Raw genomic sequence first — 22356 nt, 5'->3', positions numbered from 1 at the left:
CACATGCTCTAACAAGCTATCTTAAATCTTTTCTAATCCCTATCACCATTAAAGATTGAATTCTTTACAATAACATAATCTACATGGCGGATGGCATCCAGCTTGTTTCCTCCTGCGTATGAAATGGAGGATTGAAGATCTTGCTCCATTTCTTTCAGCGTTTCTTCTAAGGATCCTTTGTGCTCCACCAATATTCTTTTGCCTTCTACATTTTTCTTTTCCCCTTTTTGAAATTCGGAGGCCGAGCCAAAATATTCTTTATAGAGCTTTCCATCTTTCTCATTCTCAATGGTTTTTCCAGGAGATTCTTCATGTCCTGCAAATAATGAACCGATCATCACCATCGTTGCGCCAAATCGAATAGATTTGGCAATATCACCATGTGTGCGTATCCCTCCATCAGCAATAATCGGCTTGCTTGCTGCCTTTGCACACCAACGGAGTGCTGCTAATTGCCAGCCCCCGGTTCCAAATCCAGTCTTAATCTTTGTGATGCACACTTTTCCAGGTCCAATTCCTACTTTTGTGGCATCAGCACCAGCATTCTCCAATTCCCTGACTGCTTCTGGGGTTCCGACATTACCAGCAATCACAAAGCTTTCAGGCAAGTATTTCTTAATATGCTGAATCATTTGAATGACTGCATTGGAATGGCCATGTGCGATATCAATGGTAATGTATTCTGGTGAAAGCTGTTCATCAGCTATTTGCTGTATAAATCTATACTCGTCTTCTTTAACTCCAACACTGATGGAGGAGTATAGACCGCGTTCATTCATTTCTTTAATAAAAGAGAGCCGTTTATCTGGTTCAAATCGGTGCATGATATAGAAATAACCATTTTCCGCTAAGTAAGTAGCGACTTTTTCGTCTATTATCGTCTGCATATTAGCAGGCACTACGGGCAGCTTAAAAGTATGCCTGCCCAGGGACACCGTTGTATCACACTCAGATCGGCTATTTACCACACTTTTTGCCGGTATTAATTGAATATCTTCATAATCAAATACATTTTCCATTTATTACCCTCCCAAACACAAACACTAAAGTTAAGTTGAATAAGCAATCAATGCAAGGATAGGTTTATCGGTTTTAATGGGTCTTATACATTTTGGAGAGTTGAAATGGGGAATATATTTAACCGCACAGTAAGTTTCAGTCGTGCGGTTTTTTACGTTAATAAATGATAAATTTTCTGACAATTCATACAAGTTGTATAAACCGGATGTTTGAAAATTCATACAAATTTACAGATGTTTTTTGGGTCTTTCTTTTCCTATAATCTAGTTTATATCCAGATTGAAAACGTTATCAATATAAGGAGAATCATTCCTCCAATTTTTAAAAACCAGCAAAGGAGTGATGCAATCGTAAATCAATTATTTCAATTGGTTCAACCGATCAGCACCAATTCAAAGATAACAAAACCTATCTAATCTCACCTCAAAGCACATTTATTTCAAACGTTCCGCTTTTTAAAAAAGTATCAGCCTTATAGAACTCAATATTTAACCATTCATTTATATTAAAGGGGGAGAATTAATGGACCAAAAAATAAAAAGCATTCTTGGAAGGTCTGAATTGAAGCTTGATAAGGAAGATGTCAGTGTTGTTGACATAAAAGATGCGAAGAAATCTGTTTTAACTACTTCGCTTGGGAATGCCATGGAATGGTTTGATTTTGGTCTATACGCTTATCTGGCAATTACAATTGGTAAAGTTTTTTTCCCGGAAATTGATCCATCTTTTCAATTAATTTATGCTTTTGCAACCTTTGCAATTGCATTTATTGCACGTCCAATCGGCGGTATGTTTTTTGGCATGATGGGAGATCGATTTGGCCGTAAAAATATCCTTGCTATCACATTAATCTTAATGGCTGCATCGACTTTAGCGATTGGTCTGATTCCGAGTTATGAGACAATTGGGATTGCTGCACCTATTCTGCTGCTGATTGCACGGTTAGTCCAGGGATTTTCTACTGGAGGCGAATATGCCGGTGCGATGACCTATATTGCTGAGTCAACACCAGATAAAAGGCGGGGCTTTTTAGCAAGTTCATTAGAAGTCGGATCACTTGTCGGTTTTTGTGCAGGTGCTGGATTGGTTACGTTGCTGTCATATCTTCTCGGCCCTGAAAGAATGGTTGAATGGGGCTGGCGTATTCCATTCTTAATTGCTGGTCCTTTAGGAATAATTGGATTTTATTTCCGAACCCACTTAGAAGAAACACCTGCATTTAAGGCGATGGCGAAAGAGGAAAAAGCAGATATACACCGGGCTTCCCTTAAGGAAATACTAACCAGTCATTGGAAACCGCTTTTGATCTGTATTGGAATTGTACTTTTTTATAACACAACCAACTATACAGTCCTCACCTATATGCCATCTTACTTATCCCAGGAGCTGGGCTATAGTGAAACGAAAGGATTATTTTTGGTCCTTCTCTTGATGGTCACCATGATTCCTATTATTTTGACAGTGGGCTATTTGAGTGACCGTATTGGCAGCCGGAATCTTTTCATTAAAGGATCATTGATTGGAAATATTTTGCTTAGTATTCCAGCCATCTTGTTAATGCGTACCGGAAATGAATTTTTAGTCTTTTTGGGCCTATTTCTTCTTGGCAGTATGCTTGCTCTTTTACAGGGAACACTTCCCGCAACACTTCCATCTTTATTTTTCACAAATGTCCGGTACGGATCTCTTGCGATTACGTACAATATTTCAACTTCCTTATTTGGCGGGACAACACCGCTGGTTGTCGCATGGCTGGTAGGCCTTACAAATAACACAATGATTCCAGCTTATTACTTAATGGCATCCTGTTTATTTGGGCTTGTAGTTGTAGGTGCTTTTGTAAAAGAAACTGCAAATAGATCACTGCGAGGTTCCATGCCTGTAGTGGAAGATTCCAGCGAAGTTGAAGAAATCCTGAAGAATCCGGAGAAAGCCCTTTGGTGGAAAGATGAATTTAAAATGGCAACAGAAAAGGATAGCCAAGTAGTCGAGGCTCCCAGCAAAGGTGTATCCTAAAGGAAATAAAAATAAAAAATACCTCATAAAGGAAATGACCATCTCCTTTATGAGGTATTTTTATTGTGAATAGATGAATTTAATAGTTATTTAGTGTATTGCTGCTCAATTGTTAATATTGTAAAATTTTTAAAAATAAATTCAATCATCCTTTGCTGCAAGTTCCATCCGAAATTCCCTCCTGACTTCAAACAGCTTAATCCGATAGTTATTTAAAATTAATCCTTATTTGGAGGTTTTAGACAAGTGCCGACTATACAAGATATTCTGGAACTGGAGATTTTAAGTGGTGCTAAAGTAAGAACCGCAAAACATACATTGCGGAAAAAGCCTGTAGAATGGGTTTCAATCATGGATATCCCTGTCGAAAATTACATACGGCAAAATGAGTTTGTCCTTAATACAGGGGCGGGTTCAGGTCATGATATGGATGTTTTTCAGCAATTTGTTGAAAGTGTATATGAATCAGGAGCGGCTGCACTGGCAATTGCGAAGGGGAAATATATTCATGAAATTCCCGCCGGTGTTCTGGCCTTTGCCGAGGACAAAGAGTTTCCGATTATCGAAATCCCATGGGAAATCCGCTTTGCTGACATTATTCATTCCATTTTATCTGAGATTAATAGCGATCAGAAAAAAGAGATGATCGCAGTAGAGAACATCCAGCAAACCTTATTGAATATGATTCTGGGCAACCAGAACCTGTCAAAGATCGCTCAATTTATTAGTGAAAAACTAAGTCTGCCTTTAATGATTGCAGATAAAAATGGCGTAATTATAGGTAAATGCATAAACTCTAAAGATCTTATGAAGGATTGGAATGATTATCTGGGGTCCATTCAAAATGGACTGCGGACATCACTGATCAATAGCCGGCATCCTTTACGGACAAGAATTGAAAAAATTAAACTGGTAAAACATGTTATTTTGCAAATTCCTATCCAATCAGCAAACCGTATTCAAGGGTATCAAATTATTGGGGCAAAGGACGAAAGTGAAGCAGAGTCCTATCTAACAAATCAAAATATAAGTATCCTTGAGCATGCGTCAACGGTTCTTGCGATGTGGTTTCTGCGGGAAAATGCCATTGAAGAAACAAAGGTTAGGCTTAGAGGGGATTTTGTTTGGAGCCTTGCAAAAGGGGATTTTTCCAGCTGGGATCAAAAAATTGCCCAGGCGAAATCGCTTGGATATGTATTGGACCTGCCCTATGTTTGTCTAATTGGTACACCGGAAAATCTGAAGGAACTTTATTTAAAAACAGATTTAAATACCTCGTTTGAATTATGGAAAGAGAGTATCATGCAGCATATTCAAAGCGAGATTTTCCATGCTGCTAATATTGGCAAGCAAAAAGTGATGACTACCAATCATGGAAATGACATGATTTTGTTTCTTGAGACAGCATTTCTGGCGAAAAGAGAAAAAGTGCATTCTTTTCTTGACCGGTTGAATCGGCGATTAAATCAGTTATTGCCAGGCGTTATTATGTCCTGGGGGATTGGCAGATGCCATGAGGGTGAGAGAACATTTATAGAAAGCTACGAGGATGCCCAGAAAGCTCTGAAAATCGGAAGAAGGAAAGTTGGGAAGGGCTGCTGTATCCATTTTGAGGATACAAGAATTGAACGGGCCCTATTAAGAATGGCAAAAGATCAAGAGATGACCGAAATTGTGAATCAAACCATCAAAGCTCTTATCGACTATGATCAGCAAAAGAACTCCAATTTGCTGGAAACCGTCATTGTCTATATTCAAAATCAGGGGAACACAAGCCAGACGGCAAGGGAGCTGCACTTGCACCGACACACGCTTCTCTACCGCCTGAAAAAAATTGAAACCCTTACCCATTTATCCATGATAGACCCAGAAGACCGCTTCCTTTTAGATCTGAGCATTAAATTGTGGAAGCTGGGGGAGACAAATAATAAGGATTAATAAGGCAGGAATTTTTTGAAAGCGGTTCTAGTTTTGCCGGGAAACAGCATAAATAAAGTACGAATAATCCAGACCAAATCTCATTTGATTTGGTCTTTTTTATTTTATGATATACCAATACATTTGATAGAGGAAGCACTTAAACAACGTTCAGGAGATACCTCTCTCGCCCATCGCCAACATGTCGTAATTTTATAAAAATAGTTCCAACAAACTGTCTAATGACGCATGCTTGGATAAAGAATTATTATAAGTTCAGAAGATTTGAAACAGTTTTTCTTCTGAATCTTACATAACTAAGAGAGGTGGAAAGAGATGAGCAATCTGCCACAGACGGCTGATGCTGTCATAATCGGTGCAGGGCTAATGGGATGCAGTACTGCATATGAACTGGCAAGAAGGAATGTAAAAAACATTGTCGTTTTAGAAAAAAACGCAATAGGATCAGGGGCTACCGGCCAATCGAGCGGGGTCCTTCGCGGACATTACAGTTATCCAATTTTAACGAGAATGGCGGTACAGAGCCTAGAAACATTTAAACATGCAAAAGAGATTTTAGGGAACGAAGTCGGTTACCAGCCTGTCGGATATATGTTTGGTGTAGATGATTTAAATATTGAAACATTAAAAAGAAATGTAGAGATGCAAAAGGAAAATGGCGTAAATACGAATCTGGTTTCCAAAGAAGTCGTAAAGAAGGAAATCTGGCCGCAATTGGATACAGATCAATTTGGAGCATTTGCGTTTGAACCTGAAGGCGGTTACGGTGATCCGGTCTTGACCAATCAGGCATATGCGGATGCAGCCCGGGCCTTGGGGGTCATCATCAAGCAGCATTGCGGTGTAAAAAGAATCATGACTAGTGAAGATGGCAGCGCCATTGTAGGTGTTGAGACAACGGATAATCGCACCATTTTTACACCAAATGTCATCGTTGCTGCTGGGGTAGGGGCACATCATTTAATGAAGAATGTAGGTGTTGATGTGCCAATTAGGGGACAGCGCGCCCAGCTTATTTATGTTTCCCCGGGAGAAGATATGGGGAGGGTCCCATCTTTCGGTGATTTCAAGCATGACCAATATATTAAGCCAGAAGTGAGCAGCGGTCATTTATTGCTTGGGAATGCCGACCATGCCGATCCGCAATTTATTGATCCGGCCGATTATGACGCTGATCATTATCCTAAGCATGCAACTGATAAAGCGATTGAAAAGGCAATTACAAAATTCATTAATTGCTTCCCATCATTGGAACAAGCCAAGCTGTTAGCGAGTTATTCTGCTGCTTATGAAATTACGCCAGATGGAATACCATTTATTTCGCAAACACCCATCCAAGGAGCGTTTCTATGTACAGGATTTAGCGGGCATGGTTTTAAAATAACGCCTAGTGTCGGAAAATTGACCGCTGATCTTGTATTGGAAGGTGAAAGCAAGCAGCCGGGTATCGATCTTGCACCATTCCGCCTCACACGTTTTGAAGAAAATGATTTGCTTAAGCCGGCAAATCCATATACAACGACGGTCAACAGTCATGTATAAGTGTATAAAAAAGGGAGGTCCTAACCAATGAACATTGTAGTCATTATGAAACAAACAATGGATACAGAAGAAAAAATCGTCCTTGAAAATAATGAGATTGTTACAGACAATGCCGAATTAATCATCAATCCATATGATGAATATGCCATTGAGGAAGCTGTAAGGCTGAAAGAACAGCATGGAGGAGAGGTTACCGTTATAACAGTCGGTTCTTCTGAAGCAGAAAGTGCCCTCCGTACAGCACTTGCCATGGGCTCAGATCATGCCGTGCTTATTGAAAATACTGATGACCTGCAGCTTGATGAAAATAGCATGGCAAAAATTCTAGCTGAAGCCATTAAAGATAGAGACTTTGACATTATCCTTGGAGGGAATATGTCAGTGGATAATGGTGCAAGCCAAGTGGGGCCGCGTATTGCAGAACTGCTGGATATCCCTCATGCTGCCACGATTACAAAGCTTTCTGTTGAGGGTGAAAAGGTCAGAGCAGAAAGAGATGTTGAAGGCGATGTGGAGATCATTGAAACGACATTGCCCGTCCTTGTGACAGCACAGCAAGGATTAAATGAACCGCGCTACCCTTCTCTGCCGGGAATTATGAAAGCGAAAAAGAAACCGCTGGAACGATTGGAAATCGACGATCTGGATATAGATGAAGATCTGCTTACACCAAAATCGAAGACAGTAAATTTCTATTTGCCGCCGAAGAAAGAATCTGGCCGCTTGCTGCAGGGAGATATCCAGGCACAGGCTGCGGAATTGGTTCAATTGCTTCGTGCAGAAGTGAAAAACATTTAAAGGGGGAGAGTGTAATGACAAAAGTACTTGTACTGGCTGAAGCTAAAAATGGAAAGTTGAGAAATGTATCATTTGAAGTCTTAACTGTTGCCGGCAAAATTGCAAACGGCGGCGAAACTGTTGCGTGTGTATTTGGAAGCGAAGCTGAACAATATACAGAAGAACTTGCTGAATATGGTGCACAAAAAGTATATGTGATTGACAGCGAACAATTAAATGAGTATACACCAGACGGATATAAACAGGCTTTGTTAAAAGTAATGGAGGAAGTGCAGCCAGAAGTTGTATTAACTGGTCATACATCAATCGGAAAAGATGTTTTCCCTCGTGCTGCAGCAAAATTAGACGCTGCACTTATTTCAGACTGCATCGAAGTGGAAGCTGGGGAAAAGATTGTTTTCACGAGACCGATTTATTCAGGAAAAGCTTTCCAGAAGAAAGAAATTACGGATGGCCTTATTATGGCTACCATTCGCCCAAACAATATTGAAGCTGTGAAAAGTCCTGCAGCTGGTGAAACGGTCAAATTATTGGCAGAAATAAAAGATTTGCGGACGATTGTAAAAGAGGTAGTGAAAAAAGCGTCAGGAAAAGTGGATTTATCAGAGGCAAAGGTGATTGTATCAGGCGGCAGGGGGGTCAAAAGCTCTGAAGGGTTCAAACCGCTGCAGGAGCTTGCAGATGTTCTTGGAGGAGCAGTTGGTGCATCACGGGCTGCATGTGATGCGGATTATTGCGATTATTCCCTGCAAATTGGCCAAACTGGGAAGGTGGTAACTCCTGACTTATATATCGCTTGCGGTATTTCAGGAGCGATCCAGCATCTGGCAGGAATGTCCAGTTCAAAGGTCATTGTTGCCATTAATAAAGATCCCGAAGCAAATATTTTTCATGTTGCTGATTACGGCATTGTCGGGGATTTGTTTGAAGTGGTCCCGTTATTAACGGAAGAATTCAAGAAAGTAATTGCTGAAAATCAAGCTGTCACAAATTAATAGATTTACTTAACCGGGTGGCATTGTCATCCGGTTCAATTTTAGAAGAATTATGGAGGTATGCCCTATGTTGCCATTCGATAAATCAGAATACCAGGATCGGGTAAGAAAAGTAAAAGCAAGTATGGAAGAGCAGGGAATCGAAGTAATGCTCATTACAGACCCGGCAAACATGAACTATGTATCCGGCTATGATGCGATGTCCTACTATGTTCCTCAATGCGTAATAGTGGGAACGGACCTTGATGAGCCCGTCTGTATTGTCAGATTGCAAGATTTGTATTGTGCCACTCAAACCACCTGGATGTCGGAAGAAAATGTGATTGCCTACCCTGATAAATATTTATGGGAGCCTAAGGTGCTGCATGTCATGGATTTTATTGGGGACTTTTTAAAAGAAAAAGGACTGCACAGGAAAAAAATCGGTGTGGAGCTTGATGCTTATTACTTTACTGCCCATTGGCATAAGAGCCTTGAAAGAAGTTTGCCTGATGCCATATTAAGCGATGCCACAGCACTTGTTAACTGGGTAAGAGGGCAAAAGTCTGTACGGGAATTAGAGTATATGCAAATTGCTGCAAGAATAGTTGAAAAGACCATGTATAATGCCATCGAGAGAATTGGAGCCGGTTTGAGGGAAAGCCATGTAGCGGCAGAAGTGTATCGTGACTTAGTGGAAGGAACGGGGCCATACGGCGGTGAATATCCATCGCTTGCACCCATTATGCCTGCAGGAGAAAGGACAGCTGGAGCCCACTTTTCTTGGACAACAGAGGGAACGTACGAAGATGGCCAGCTGCTTTATATGGAATTGTCAGGAAGCTACAAACGTTATCACGCACCACTGACACGGACGATCTTTATTGGTGAACCTCCTGAAAAAGTAAAAGAGACAGCCAAAATCGTCATCGAAGGCCTCAACGTTGCCCTTTCATCCATTAAACCTGGTGTCACTTGTGAAGAGGTTGAAAAGGCATGGCAATCAACGATCAATAAGTATGGCCTGGAAAAGGAATCAAGAATGGGCTATACAGTGGGGTTAAGCTACCCGCCTGTTTGGATGGAAAATACGGCATATTTTAAACCGGGTGAAAAGGTTGAATTAAAGCCGAACATGACCTTTCATATGATGCCAGGCATGTGGCTTGATGGCTATGGTGTCGCTATGACCGAAACATTAAGAGTAACGGAAAATGGCTGTGAAACGCTGACAAGGTTCCCAAGAAAGTTATTTGTTAAGTAATATGTGTAAAATTGACGTCTCTGTCTTTGCGTTTTTCAGGGCTCGCCAAACGGCGAGTTTTTCTTCATTAATAATCGGGCAGGTGATGAAAAATGATTAAAACAGCCAGCAAAACGCTAGCCGAGGAAATTATTGAATGGCGGCGGGATTTTCATAAGTATCCAGAGCTCTCCTTTAATGAAAAAAGAACATCCAAAAAGGTCGCTGAATTTTTGAAGAACTTCGGGCTGGATGTCCGGGAAAATATAAACGGGTATGGGGTTACAGCAGATTTAATAGGGAACAGAGATGGTCCGATGATCGCCTTTCGTGCAGATATGGATGCCCTCCCAATCCAAGAAGAGACTGGCTTGCCCTATGCTTCTGCTATTCCGGGTGTGATGCATGCATGCGGACATGATGGGCATACAGCCATCTTAATGGGTGCTGCTAAGAGGCTTTCTTTACAAAAAGAGAACTTAAAAGGCAGTGTCAGATTTATATTTCAGCCTGCAGAAGAAGTGAATCCAGGCGGAGCAATTGGTATGATCCAGGAAGGTGTTTTAAATGGAGTCAAGGCGATTTTTGGATTACACCTATGGTCAGAATTACCTTCTGGAACATTCCGCACTTGTTATGGGCCGATGATGGCAGCAACCGATCGATTTACGATTGAAATAGATGGAAAAGGCGGCCATGGCGGAATGCCCCATAAGACAATCGATTCCATCGTTCTGGCATCACAGCTTGTCATGTCGGCACAGCAAATTATTAGCCGGAGCCTTGATCCTCTGGAAGCAGGTGTCATTACATTCGGGAAGCTTCAATCCGGAAGCGCCTTTAATATCATTGCTGACAAAGCTGTGCTCGAAGGTACAACAAGGAGCTTTACCCCTGAGGTAAGGCATACATTGCGGGCGAAACTGGAGGAATTAACCGATGGGCTGGCAAAAATCTATGGGGCAGCCATCAGACTGGATTTTCAGAAAGGATACCCTGCAGTAGTCAATCACGAAAGAGAAGCAAAATACATGCTGGATACAGCTCGAAAGATATTTGGCCAAGAACATACTGGATTGATGAAGCCGAATATGGTAGGCGAAGATTTTGCCTACTACTTAAAGGAAATTCCGGGGGCTTTTTGCTTTATTGGTGCGGGTAACCCAAAAAACCCTGTTTATCCGCATCATCATCCGCGGTTTGAAATAGATGAAGGTGTGCTGCCTGAAGCAGCAAACTGGATTTATCAGCTGGCAATGGATTATTTGGGGACTTAACTATGTTAAAAATCAACCACTGCATCTGCGTTTTTAATAAGAACAATGTGTGCGAAAATAGCCAAAATCAAAGAAGCCGAGGGCAAAGTCTAAACAATAGATGCATCAGGAAATTCTGGAAAACAATCATCTGTCGGAAAGATAGAATTTCCATATTATGAAAAGGTGGCTTCTGTCTTAAAGAGGTCACCGCTTTTTTACAAATTGTATGAAAAGCATCCCTGTTTTATAGCAGTTTTGACAATTGATATCTCCTTTTGTAGGAATTAGTATTTATTTAAAGGGACAGTTAAGGAGAGGAGCGCCATATGTTAAATCAGAAAAAAACAAATCAAAGAGACATGACCATCCGTGCCGTTTGGGAAGCGAGAAAACGAATTTCCTCTATTATTAATAAAACCCCCTGCATTCAATCTCCCATTCTATCAGAAAAAGCCGGCCGCAATGTTTATTTAAAACTGGAAAACGTCCATGACATTGGAGCATTTAAAGTGAGAGGTGCGGCCAATAAAATTTTAAGCTTAGGAGAGGACGAAAAAAAACGCGGTGTTGCAACATATTCAACCGGCAATCATGGGATGGCAGTGGCATATGTCGCTAAAAAACTAGGAATTGATGCTACCGTATGTATTTCCAATCGGGTCCCAATAGCGAAAGTGGACTCATTAAAGAGATTGGGGGCCAAAATTGAGATCGTCGGTGAGAGCCAGGATGCTGCTGGTGAGCGCTGCTATGAGCTGGAAAAAGAATTTGGAATGACGGTAATCGAACCGTTTGATGATCCTTTTGTGATAGCTGGACAAGGAACGATTGGATTGGAATTACTTGAGGACTTGCCGAATCTGACAGACGTAATTGTACCGCTTTCAGGCGGAGGACTCCTCTCTGGAGTTGGCCTTGGATTGAAATCCAGTCATCCTGATATCAGAGTAACAGGTGTTTCAATGGAACGTTCTGCTGTCATGTATGAAAGCTTAAAAGCCGGTAAACCCATACAGATGGAAGAATGTGAAACGCTCGCTGACAGTTTACTAGGCGGAATTGGACTGGATAATCAATACACTTTTTCCATGGTTCAGCAATTTATGGATGATGTCATTCTTATTCCTGAAGATGAGATTGCCTACAGTATGGCCTATATGATGGACAAACATCGAATCATTATGGAAGGAGCTGCAGCCACAGGAGTTGCAGCCATTTTAGGAGATAAAATTCCTTATCAGGATGGCGATATCGCAGTTATTGTAAGCGGGCACAATGTTGACCTTTCCGTCCTGCTTTCTGTAGCTCAAGATTATTTTTTCAAAAAGACCCTTTTCTAAAAGAGTGTTGATGGATAAGTTGTGCGAAGGAACACTGCTGACAAAAAAGGTTGATAGATTAGAGCTTAAGGTGCGGGACACCGGCGGGAGGAGTGGGACAAGAAAGACCCCACAAGCGATTTTTGCTGAGGAAGCTTACCGCCCACCCCGCAGAAAGCGAGCATCGGAGCGGAAATCAACCTTTGCCCACTCCGTTTTAAAGCAATAATGCTGCGAAAACAGCCTTCAAAAACAAATAAGCTTGCAGGCATCCTATTTATTTGAAATTATGTCAAAATTATCTCATTTATTATTATCTGAATATAACTTTTATTCAGAAATGATCCAATTTACAGTAGACGGTGTATTGCAAATTATGGTTTTATATTATTAGAAGTTACAAAAATGCCAAGTAGACTTATCGTTTTAATCTTTAGGTGGCCGGAGGGGGACAACATGGGATTGACAGTAGCAGACGTTCTAAAATATGAAATCATGAAAAAGGCTAGAGTGATTACAGGAAAAGAGCTTGCAGATGAACGGTTTGTCCAATGGATATCGGTAATTGAGATGCCAGTAGAAAACTTTGTCCGGAAAAATGAAGTGGTTTTAACAACAGCGATTGGCTGCAGCAATGATATTGAAACAATCAAAACGTTTGTTCAGGACATTATTGATTCTGAAGCATCTGCTCTTATGATTGCAACAGGGAGATATATATTTGATATTCCAAACGAAATTATTGAACTTGCTGAAAAACATCAGTTCATGATTATTGAAATCCCCTGGGAGATCCGTTTTGCTAATATCATTGAAGAGGTTATAAACGATCTAAATCTTATTCAAAATAAAGAACGGGAAAAGTCCGAAAAAGTACAGCAGGAGCTTTTAACATTTATCCTTCAAGATAAAGATCTAAAGCATATCTCTAAATATATCCAAAGGCAGATTGGGTGTTCAATCATTATTACGGACCGATCAGGAAATCTCCAGGAGAAAGCCTGTCACTCCCAGGCGTTTATAAAGAAGTGGAAGAATTATGTATTAGACGGAATTCTTCCATCAAGTAAAAGTCTCTTAACACATGATCCCATTTTCCAGAAGTTCCAAATCGTTGAAATCGAAGAGCAGACTGTACTCCAGCTCCCAGTACTTCAGGTATCAGGAGATCCAAAGGGCTATTTGTTTGTGATTCTGCCATCAGACAGCTCAGTAGATGAATATTTGACTCCTTATCGTGCAAATGTGCTGGAACACTCTGCCACAACAATCGCACTATGGCTTTCCCGCAAAAATGCGGTTGAAGAAACGAAAATGCGCCTGCGCAGTGATTTTGTGCTGGAACTATCCAGAGGAGAATTTATTTCTTATGATCAGGCAAATTCACGGGCAAAATTGCTTGGATACAATTTAAAGCTTCCATATGTTTGCATTGTTGGATATCCTGAAAATCTGAAGCGGCTCTTTCAAAAGCAAAAACAAGATGATCATTCCTATGAAAATTGGCTTGAGAGCATGATCCAATACATAGAAGAAGAAATTTTTTATGCAGCTCAATCGCTCAAGCGGGAAGTGATGATGACATACCATGAGGATAAGCTGCTTATATTTCTTGAAATTCCCTGTAAAAATGAGAAAGAAAATGCAACAAATTTCTTAGACCTGGTAGAAAGGCGTCTAAGGAATCTGCTTCCAGAGGTTGTCATATCCTGGGGGATCGGTAAGTACCGCGAAGGCTTTGAAGGCTTTGCAGAAAGCTGCCAGAATGCCAATATTGCATTAAATATTGGCCGGAGGAAAAAAGGAACGGGTCAGCGGATGTTGTATGAGAATACCCGAGTGGACCGGCTTCTCTTAAATCTTGCCCAAATGAACGGCATGAAAGAAGTAATAATGTCCACTATTGAACCGCTTGTTCAATATGATGAACAGCGCAATATGGACTTAATCGGCACATTTACTGAATATAACAAGTATCACGGAAATGTAAGTCAAACGGCAAGAGCATTGAACTTACATAGACAATCCTTGCTGTATCGATTAAGAAAAATTGAGTCATTGACTGGACTTTCGCTAATTGATCCAGATGATTTATTTTTATTGGACATAAGCATTAAAACCTGGAAAATGGGTGTTGCAGAGCCAGCTGTAACCCAATAGAAGAATAGCGATTGAAAAGGGTGCCGTAACAGTTATGGCACCCTTTTCAATCCTTGTTAGAATTCGTTCCCCTGCTTTTTTTGATAATTTGAACAGTAATTTATTTGAATCTTCATACATTTTTGCGGATGATACTTATTCCGTCCTCCCCCTATAATGAATTCATAATAGTTAAACACTTTATAAAACGTAATACTTAGTTGATCTAGGAGGGGATTTCCCATGTCATTTGGAACCGCAGAGTATAAAGAAAGATTGCGCAAAACGAAAGAAAGAATGGCAGAAAAAGGGATTGAAGTCTTGCTTGTTACAGATCCTGCCAATATGAATTATTTGTCCGGCTATGACGGATGGTCATTCTATGTTCACCAAATGCTCGTCATTATTAATGACGAAGATCAGCCGATTTGGATTGGGAGGGGCCAGGATGCAAATGGAGCTAAAGTAACAACATGGCTCTACCATGAAAATATCATTCCATATCCGGACGATTATGTACAATCTGATGTAAAACACCCAATGGACTTTGTGGCAGATATTTTAAAACAAATTGGCCAGGATAAACGTTCAATCGGTGTGGAAATGGAAAACTATTATTTCACTGCAAAATGCTATGAGCAGCTGAAGAAAGGGCTGCCGAATGCTTCCTTTCAGGATGCTACCCTCCTAGTTAACTGGGTTCGCATTATAAAATCCGATGCTGAAATCGAATATATGAAGCGTGCAGCCGTGATTGTCGAAAAAGCAATGATGGATGGAATTGGGCTAATTAATGAGGGAATTCGTGAATGTGATGTGGCAGCGAAAATTTTTCATACACAAATCACTGGAACCGAACAGTTCGGAGGAGATTACCCAGCCATCATGCCACTTCTCCCTTCTGGAGAGAAAACCTCCACTCCTCATCTAACATGGACGGATGAGCGCTATAAACATGGAGACACCGTTATTTTGGAGTTGGCAGGCTGCTATAAACGCTACCACTCCCCTCTTGCAAGAACGGTTAATATCGGTAAACCGGATGACAAAATTAAAGCGCTCTCAGACATTGTTGTCGAAGGACTAAATGCTTGCCTTGAGATGATTAAGCCGGGCATTGCATGTGAAGAAATCGAAGAGACATGGAGAAAAACAATCGCCAAAAGCGGGATTGTTAAAGATTCAAGGCTAGGCTATTCAATGGGGCTTAATTACCCGCCTGATTGGGGTGAGCATACAGCAAGCATCCGAAAAGGAGATCAAACGATACTGCAGCCAAATATGACTTTTCATCTTATCCCAGGCATTTGGCTGGAAAAGTATGGATTTGAAGCAAGTGAATCAATCAGGGTAACCGATACAGGGTGTGAAACATTTGCAAAGCTTCCAAGAGAGCTATTCATCAAAGATGGAGCTTTATCCATCAACTAGACACTTATTTTTTGGGCTGTGTAAATGCTAAAAATTGATTTAGCACCCTGTTGATTGGATCGGAAGGCACGAGACTCCTGCGGGAGTGCAGATCAAAGGGAGACCCCGCAGGTGCAAGGCACCGAGGAGCGTCGGACCGTCCGCGTTCGCTGAGTGCCTGTAGCGGAAGTCAACACTCAAGTTTAACAGAGCTATTTATTAGAAAGAGGTGAAGCAGAGCCGTGCTTATTTTTACTGAGCAGGAGATTAAAGAATATGTTCAATTAAATCCTAAAGCGATCACCATTATTGAAGAGGGATTTTCGAAGCTGGCCAATAATGAAGTGGAAATGCCGCCAATCATGCGCGTGGATGTTCATGACCAAAATGGGGAAGTAGATGTGAAGACTGCGTATATCAAAGGAAAAGACATGTTTGCAATAAAGGTTTCCTCCGGCTTCTTTAACAATTATAAGCTGGGCCTTCCAAGCGGAAACGGTCTTATGATGCTCATAAATGCCCAAACGGGAATTCCCAAGGCACTGCTTTTAGATAACGGATATTTAACAGAAGTCAGAACGGCTGCTGCAGGAGCAATTGCCGCTAACTATCTGGCAAGACAAAATATTGAAAGGGTAGGGGTAATCGGTGCAGGAAGCCAGGCGAGGTTCCAAGTAAGAGCCCTTAAACTAGTCCGCGATTTTAACAAGGTCACCGTCTATGCGCGCTCAGCAGATCGGGCGAAAAAATACGCAGAGGACATGGAAACAGAGCTGGGAATTGAAGTCGAAGTGGCAAAAAGCGCGGAACAGGTTGTTCGAAGCAGTGATCTAGTAATCACGACAACGCCGGCAAAAGAGCCGATTATTAAAGCTGAATGGCTTCATCCGGGTCTTCATATTACTGCAATGGGTTCTGATGCTGAACATAAACAGGAGCTTGAAGCTGAGGTGCTGGCACGGGCCGATTTGCTCGTGTGTGATACGAAGGCACAATGTGCAAGATTAGGGGAATTGCATCATGCTCTCGAGAGCGGTGCTTTAACAAATGAATCAGCCATCATTGAGCTTGGGCAATTAACATCAAAAGAGCTGATCGGCCGGGAGAACGAAGAACAAATTACAGTTGCCGATCTAACAGGAACAGGGGTGCAGGATACAGCCATAGCCCTATTTGCCTTCAATGAAATGGCTAAACACCATATAGGGTTAACAGTTGAAAATAAATCAATGTTGCTAAAAAACGGATAAGGAGTGGTCACATGACACACGAAAACATTAAAACAGGTACAAAAGCAGTTTGGGCAGGGGAAAAAGAATATTTAGTACACGGTGCAACACAGGTGCCGGTCGTTTTAAGCGTAGCCTATAACTATGATGATATGGATGAATGGTATGATGTGGCGATCGGAAAGAAGAAGGGCCATATTTATGGACGCAATACAAACCCGACAGTGCAGTCATTTGAAGATAAAGTGAAAATCCTCGAGGGTGCTGAAGCTGCAACAAGCTTTTCAACAGGAATGGCTGCAATCAGCAATACATTGTCGACATTTTTATTGCCAGGCGACCGCATCGTTTCTATTAAAGATACGTATGGCGGCACCAATAAAATTTTTACAGAATTCCTTCCTAGACAGCAAATTGATGTCGTTCTTTGTGAAACTGGGAATCATGAACAAATAGAAACAGAAGTGGCAAAGGGCTGCAAAATCTTATATTTGGAAACACCGACAAATCCAACAGTAAAAATTACAGATATTGAGCGTATGGCAAAGGCAGGCCGTGATGCAGGTGCATTGGTCGTTGTTGACAATACGTTCGGCACGCCAATCAATCAAAATCCGCTTTCGCTTGGCGCAGATTTAGTGATTCATAGTGCAACAAAATTCCTTGGCGGACACGCCGATGCATTAGGCGGTGTGGTGTGCGGTTCACACGAGCTAGTTGAAAAAATCTATCATTTCCGTGAAATAAACGGGGCAACAATGGATCCAATGGCTGCCTATTTAACATTGCGCGGCATGAAGACACTTCACCTCCGCGTCCGCCAGCAGTGTTCCAATGCTATGGCTCTGGCAAAATACTTGCAGACAAAGGATCTTGTTGAAGATGTATTTTATCCAGGACTGGAAACACATCCAAACCATGAAATTGCGAAAAAGCAAATGAAGGACTTTGGCGGTATGCTCAGCTTTGCGGTAAAAGGAGGAGTAGATACAGTTCGGGATCTTCTTCCAAAGCTGCAATTTGCAAACAGGGCTGCCAACCTGGGTGCTGTTGAAACAACTGTAGGGCCTGCCCGAACAACAAGCCATGTTGAATGTACACCAGAAGAACGTGCAGCGATGGGTATACCGGAAGGACTCATTCGAGTTTCTTGCGGGATTGAAGATATCGAAGATTTAATAGCAGATTTTGAGCAGGCTTTTAGCTGCGCTGAGAGTGCACTGCAAATCAAATAGCTTAGTATAAATTATTAATCTCTTACAAGAACTCAGCAGCTAGAGTCGTGATTCCATCTAATCCAGCAATCACGGCTCTTCTGATGCTTTTAAACCGTTTGAGATTCATACAGGAGGTAGGTGGCTAATGGAAAATGATCATCCAATTGTCAGTCAGGCAAATCACTTGTTTAACAAACTGATTGAATGGCGCCGTAAGTTTCATCAGCAGCCTGAGCTCAGTTTTCAGGAATTTGGCACCTCTCAATTTGTTGCTGAAACGCTCGAAAAGGTAGATGGAATGAAAGTAGAAAGAGGGTTGGGTGTTGAAACAAGTGTTGTCGGTACCCTAAGTTCTGGGAATGGTCCAACCATTGCCATTAGAGCTGATATGGATGCACTGCCCATTACAGAGGAAAATTCCGTAAGTTACAGCTCTATCAACAAAGGGGTCATGCATGCTTGCGGACATGATGCCCACACTGCCATTTTACTGGGAGCGGCGTATCTTTTTGCAGATCTTTTTAAAATGGGAGATGTAAAGGGAACGGTTAAATTTGTCTTCCAGCCTGCAGAGGAAAGCACAGATGAACACGGATTATCCGGATCTCCCTATATGGTGCAGGCAGGTGTTTATGATGAGGTGGATGCTGCAATTGCTCTTCATATGTGCCCATGGCTGCCTGTAGGTGCTGTGCAAATAAGTGATGGATATAGTATGGCAAATGTTGATGTATTTGAAGGGAAAATTTTCGGAACGGGCGGTCATGGGGCATACCCGGAGCTTGGCACAGACCCGATTTGGATGCTTGGACCTGTTATGCAGGCATTACATGGAATTGTCGCCAGGAAAGTATCAGCCTTAGATGCTGCAGTAGTAAGCATAGGCCAAATCCATGCCGGAACAGCAAGCAATATCATCCCGACTGAGGTCCTGATTGAAGGAACCATCCGCAGCTATTCACCTGAAGTCCGAGATTTATTGGCAGCAGAAATAAAGAAAGCGTTTTCGATTTCTGAAGGCCTGGGGGGAGGCTACTCCTTAAAAATAAACAGAGGTGAGCCGGCATTAAATAATAGCCCCCTCGTCAACAGATGGATACAGGAATCCATACAAGAAATCTATCCTGAACTTCATATCATCAGAAAACCATTCGGGTTGGGGGGAGAGGATTTTGGCTATGTAACTCAAAAATTGCCAGCATCCATGTTCTTCCTTGGAAGTGCCCGTCAAGATGGAATACAGCGGGATCTTCACACGCCGGTTTTTGATATCGATGAAACATGCATGCCGATAGGAACGGCAATTCTTGTGCAAACCGCTGCAAGGTTCCTGAAGGGTGAGGCATGCCTTATTAACAAGGAACATTTGGAGGTGCAATTAAATGGCGCATAAATTGGCGTTTATTGGGTTTGGTGTTGTTGGTCAAGGATTAGCTGAAATCCTTCGTGATAAAAAGGAATTCTTAAAAGAAAAGGAAGAATTTGAAGCTGAGATCGTTGCCATATCTGATTTAATGAAAGGCTCGATCTATCATCCGAACGGCATTGACATTGATACAGCTTTACATGTATTAAAGGAAACCGGCAATTTGGAAAACTATCCGCACACTCCAGGACTTGTAACAGGATGGGATAGCCTGAAAACCATACGTGAAACAAATGCAGATACGGTTATTGAGGTCTCTTACACAGATGTCAAAACAGGGCAGCCAGCCATAGATCATTGTAAAGCTGCATTTGAAAGCGGAAAAAATGTAGTTATGACGAACAAGGGGCCAGTTGCGCTTGCTTACAAAGAGCTTTCACAGCTCGCAAAGAAACATGAAGTTTACTGGGGCTTTGAAGGCACTGTTATGAGCGGAACCCCTGCACTTAGGATGCCGGTCTCTGCATTGGCAGGAAATGATATAACAGAGATCCGCGGTATTTTAAATGGAACGACTAACTACATCCTAACAAAGATGGAAGCAGAAGGTGTATCCTACGAGGATGCTTTAAAAGAAGCGCAGGAACTCGGGTATGCCGAGGCTGATCCAACAAGTGATGTAGAGGGCTATGATGCGAGATATAAGATTGTCATTTTAGCAAACTATGTGATGAACGTACCGCTTAAAGTGGAAGAAGTATCCTGTGAAGGGATCACAAGCATCACGTTAAAAGACATTGAAGTTGCGAAAGCAGAAGGAAAGCGCTGGAAGCTGTTAGCGAAGGTACGGAAGGAAGAAGGCAGAGTGGCTGCCTCGATTGCTCCGGAAAAAGTAAGTGTATCAGATCCGCTTGCTTCCATCAGCGGGGCAACAAATGCGATTACGTATGAATGCGACCTTTTAGGTACAGTGACGTTAAGCGGTGCAGGGGCTGGGAAAGTGGAAACAGGATTCTCTCTTCTAATAGATTTAATTAATATCTCCCGTGAAAGAAGTTTGGTCAAAATCTAGTGATAGAAAGGCGGTAACGGTATGACAACTGAACTTAAAGGCAAAAGAAGGTTTCTTGATTGGGTGAAGAGCGGCCGTATGATCGAGGTTCGCGATCCGCAGGATAACAGCATCATTGCAGAGGTTCCTGCTGCAGACCCTGAGGATATGCTGAAATGCATTGAAGATGCAAAGGCCGGAGCTAAAATGGCTGCTTCCATGCCTGTTCATGAACGAATGAAGATTATCAATGCGGCAGCTGATTATATTGAAAAAAACTCAGAGAAGTTTGCCTATACGATTGCCAGAGAAGGCAGCAAAACCATTCGCGAAGCAGCGAAAGAAACAGCAAGATGCATTCAAACACTTCGCATCAGTGCTGAAGAAGCGAGACGCATTCATGGTGAAACCATTCCTTTCGATCAGAGCCCTGGCAGTGAAAATCGGGTCGGTTATTACTATCGTTTTCCAATTGGAGTTATCGGTGCTATTACACCTTTTAATGATCCACTGAACCTGGTTGCGCACAAAGTAGGTCCTGCGCTTGCAGCCGGGAATGCCATTATCGTAAAGCCTGCAACGGTCACACCACTTAGTGCATTGCTGCTTGCAGAAGCCTTTGAGCATGCCGGATTACCGCCAAAAGTATTAAATGTGATCACTGGGCACGGACATGAAATTGGTGATGTCCTCGTTACACATCCTGATGTGCGAATGATAACTTTTACTGGCGGCCTTAAAGCAGGAGAGGCGATTTCCCGCAAAGCTGGTTTGAAAAAAATAACAATGGAGCTTGGATCAAATTCCCCTGTGATTGTCCTTGAAGATGCTGATCTTGAAGAAGCAGTCGAGTCAACCGTTTCAGGCGCCTTTTGGGCAGCAGGCCAAAATTGCCTGGGTGTTCAGCGCATTTATATCCAAGAGAGTATTTTCCAAGAGTTCCAAAATAGATTTCTTGAACGGACAAACCAATATTGTGTAGGCGATAAACAGTCTGAGCTGACCGATATGGGCCCGCTTATTAATGAAAGAGAAGCGATTCGGGTTGAAAACCTGGTGAACGAAGCCATTGATAAGGGAGCTGCATTATTAACAGGCGGCGAGCGGAATGGCGCCTTTTATTCCCCTACCGTTTTAGCGGATGTTCCAGAAGACTGCACCATTTCAAAAGAAGAGATATTTGGCCCGGTCGTTCTCCTTTACTCTGTGAATAACCTTGATACAGCCATCACCTTGTCCAACAGCGTTAACTATGGTCTGCAAGCCGGTATTTTCACAAATAATGTGAACAAAGCCTATAATGCCATTGCCAAGATGGAAGTTGGCGGAATCATGATCAATGACAGCAGTGACTATCGTATTGACGCTATGCCTTTTGGCGGAGTTAAAAACTCCGGGCTGGGACGCGAAGGCATCAAATTTATGATACAGGAAATGACAGAACCGAAAGTTGTTTGTTTTAAATTATCCAGCTGTTAATGTGTTTTATTGGAAAAAGAAAGGTCCAATCGGGATCTTTCTTTTTTATTATAGGTTTTAAAACCACGTGCTCTGCACGTGTGAAAACAAAGCTTCTAGAGTGGTAATGTGACATAAAAAAACTCCTATCGTTATAATAGAAACTGGCCGTCAAACCAACTTCTATATAACGAAAGGAGCAGTACTCATGAGTGACAATAGTTTATCACATACCAGGTGGAATTGTAAGTACCACATCGTTTTCATCCCAAAATACAGAAGAAAAGTAATTTATGGAAAGTTGAGACGAGATATAGGAGCGATATTGAGAAGGCTGTGTGAAATGAAAGATGTGGAAATCATTGAAGCACATGCTA

Annotated in this window: 17 protein-coding genes; 16 read left to right on the top strand and 1 reads right to left on the bottom strand. The window is 41.9% G+C overall.

Annotation, left to right across the window (positions count from 1 at the left end; all coding sequences use genetic code 11):
- Window positions 1-32: 32 nt before the first annotated feature.
- The gene (guaC, locus tag L634_RS0104605) at window positions 33-1019 is read right to left on the bottom strand and encodes a GMP reductase (RefSeq protein WP_026581429.1); all 987 of its coding nucleotides are present in this window, start codon (window positions 1017-1019) and stop codon (window positions 33-35) included.
- Window positions 1020-1542: 523 nt separating this feature from the next.
- Between guaC and proP the strand changes: the two genes are divergently transcribed.
- From proP to tnpA, 16 genes are all read left to right on the top strand, one after another.
- Window positions 1543-3036: a glycine betaine/L-proline transporter ProP gene (proP, locus tag L634_RS0104600; RefSeq protein ID WP_034261985.1), complete on the top strand. Its 1494-nt coding sequence runs from the start codon at window positions 1543-1545 to the stop codon at window positions 3034-3036.
- A 246-nt stretch (window positions 3037-3282) separates the two neighbouring features.
- Window positions 3283-4974, top strand: coding sequence for a PucR family transcriptional regulator (locus L634_RS0104595; RefSeq protein ID WP_026581427.1), 1692 nt, complete (start codon window positions 3283-3285; stop codon window positions 4972-4974).
- Between the two features lie 315 nt (window positions 4975-5289).
- The gene (locus L634_RS0104590) at window positions 5290-6516 is read left to right on the top strand and encodes an NAD(P)/FAD-dependent oxidoreductase (RefSeq protein WP_026581426.1); all 1227 of its coding nucleotides are present in this window, start codon (window positions 5290-5292) and stop codon (window positions 6514-6516) included.
- A gap of 27 nt (window positions 6517-6543) precedes the next feature.
- Window positions 6544-7314 carry an electron transfer flavoprotein subunit beta/FixA family protein gene (locus tag L634_RS0104585; RefSeq protein ID WP_026581425.1) on the top strand — a complete coding sequence of 257 codons (771 nt, stop codon included), beginning with the start codon at window positions 6544-6546 and terminating at the stop codon, window positions 7312-7314.
- Between the two features lie 14 nt (window positions 7315-7328).
- A complete protein-coding gene (locus tag L634_RS0104580) occupies window positions 7329-8309 on the top strand; it encodes an electron transfer flavoprotein subunit alpha/FixB family protein (protein ID WP_026581424.1) in 981 nt (326 codons plus the stop codon).
- Between the two features lie 67 nt (window positions 8310-8376).
- The gene (locus L634_RS0104575) at window positions 8377-9552 is read left to right on the top strand and encodes a M24 family metallopeptidase (protein ID WP_026581423.1); all 1176 of its coding nucleotides are present in this window, start codon (window positions 8377-8379) and stop codon (window positions 9550-9552) included.
- Between the two features lie 92 nt (window positions 9553-9644).
- Window positions 9645-10808, top strand: coding sequence for a M20 metallopeptidase family protein (locus L634_RS0104570; protein ID WP_026581422.1), 1164 nt, complete (start codon window positions 9645-9647; stop codon window positions 10806-10808).
- A gap of 308 nt (window positions 10809-11116) precedes the next feature.
- Window positions 11117-12130: a hydroxyectoine utilization dehydratase EutB gene (eutB, locus tag L634_RS0104565; RefSeq protein ID WP_026581421.1), complete on the top strand. Its 1014-nt coding sequence runs from the start codon at window positions 11117-11119 to the stop codon at window positions 12128-12130.
- 435 nt (window positions 12131-12565) lie between these two features.
- A complete protein-coding gene (locus tag L634_RS0104555; protein ID WP_026581419.1) occupies window positions 12566-14269 on the top strand; it encodes a PucR family transcriptional regulator in 1704 nt (567 codons plus the stop codon).
- 222 nt (window positions 14270-14491) lie between these two features.
- Entirely contained in the window at window positions 14492-15679 is a 1188-nt protein-coding gene (locus L634_RS0104550) for a M24 family metallopeptidase (RefSeq protein ID WP_026581418.1), read from the top strand.
- A 221-nt stretch (window positions 15680-15900) separates the two neighbouring features.
- The gene (locus L634_RS0104545) at window positions 15901-16908 is read left to right on the top strand and encodes a cyclodeaminase (RefSeq protein WP_026581417.1); all 1008 of its coding nucleotides are present in this window, start codon (window positions 15901-15903) and stop codon (window positions 16906-16908) included.
- An 11-nt stretch (window positions 16909-16919) separates the two neighbouring features.
- The gene (locus L634_RS0104540) at window positions 16920-18122 is read left to right on the top strand and encodes a cystathionine gamma-synthase family protein (protein WP_026581416.1); all 1203 of its coding nucleotides are present in this window, start codon (window positions 16920-16922) and stop codon (window positions 18120-18122) included.
- 127 nt (window positions 18123-18249) lie between these two features.
- Window positions 18250-19497 carry a M20 metallopeptidase family protein gene (locus tag L634_RS0104535; RefSeq protein WP_026581415.1) on the top strand — a complete coding sequence of 416 codons (1248 nt, stop codon included), beginning with the start codon at window positions 18250-18252 and terminating at the stop codon, window positions 19495-19497.
- A complete protein-coding gene (locus L634_RS0104530) occupies window positions 19487-20542 on the top strand; it encodes a homoserine dehydrogenase (RefSeq protein WP_026581414.1) in 1056 nt (351 codons plus the stop codon). The genes L634_RS0104535 and L634_RS0104530 overlap by 11 nt, the downstream gene beginning before the upstream one ends.
- A 21-nt stretch (window positions 20543-20563) precedes the next feature.
- Complete coding sequence (locus L634_RS0104525) at window positions 20564-22000, top strand: aldehyde dehydrogenase family protein (RefSeq protein WP_026581413.1); 1437 nt, start codon at window positions 20564-20566, stop codon at window positions 21998-22000.
- A gap of 187 nt (window positions 22001-22187) precedes the next feature.
- Window positions 22188-22356 (top strand): IS200/IS605 family transposase (gene tnpA, locus L634_RS30610; protein ID WP_034261981.1); only part of this gene is annotated, 169 nt, incomplete at its 3' end.

The sequence above is a fragment of the Bacillus sp. J33 genome, from assembly GCF_000518885.1.
Classification (GTDB): Bacteria; Bacillota; Bacilli; order Bacillales; family Cytobacillaceae; genus Cytobacillus.
The sequence above is the reverse complement of the archived record's forward strand: the minus strand, read 5'-3'. Positions and strand labels throughout refer to the sequence as shown.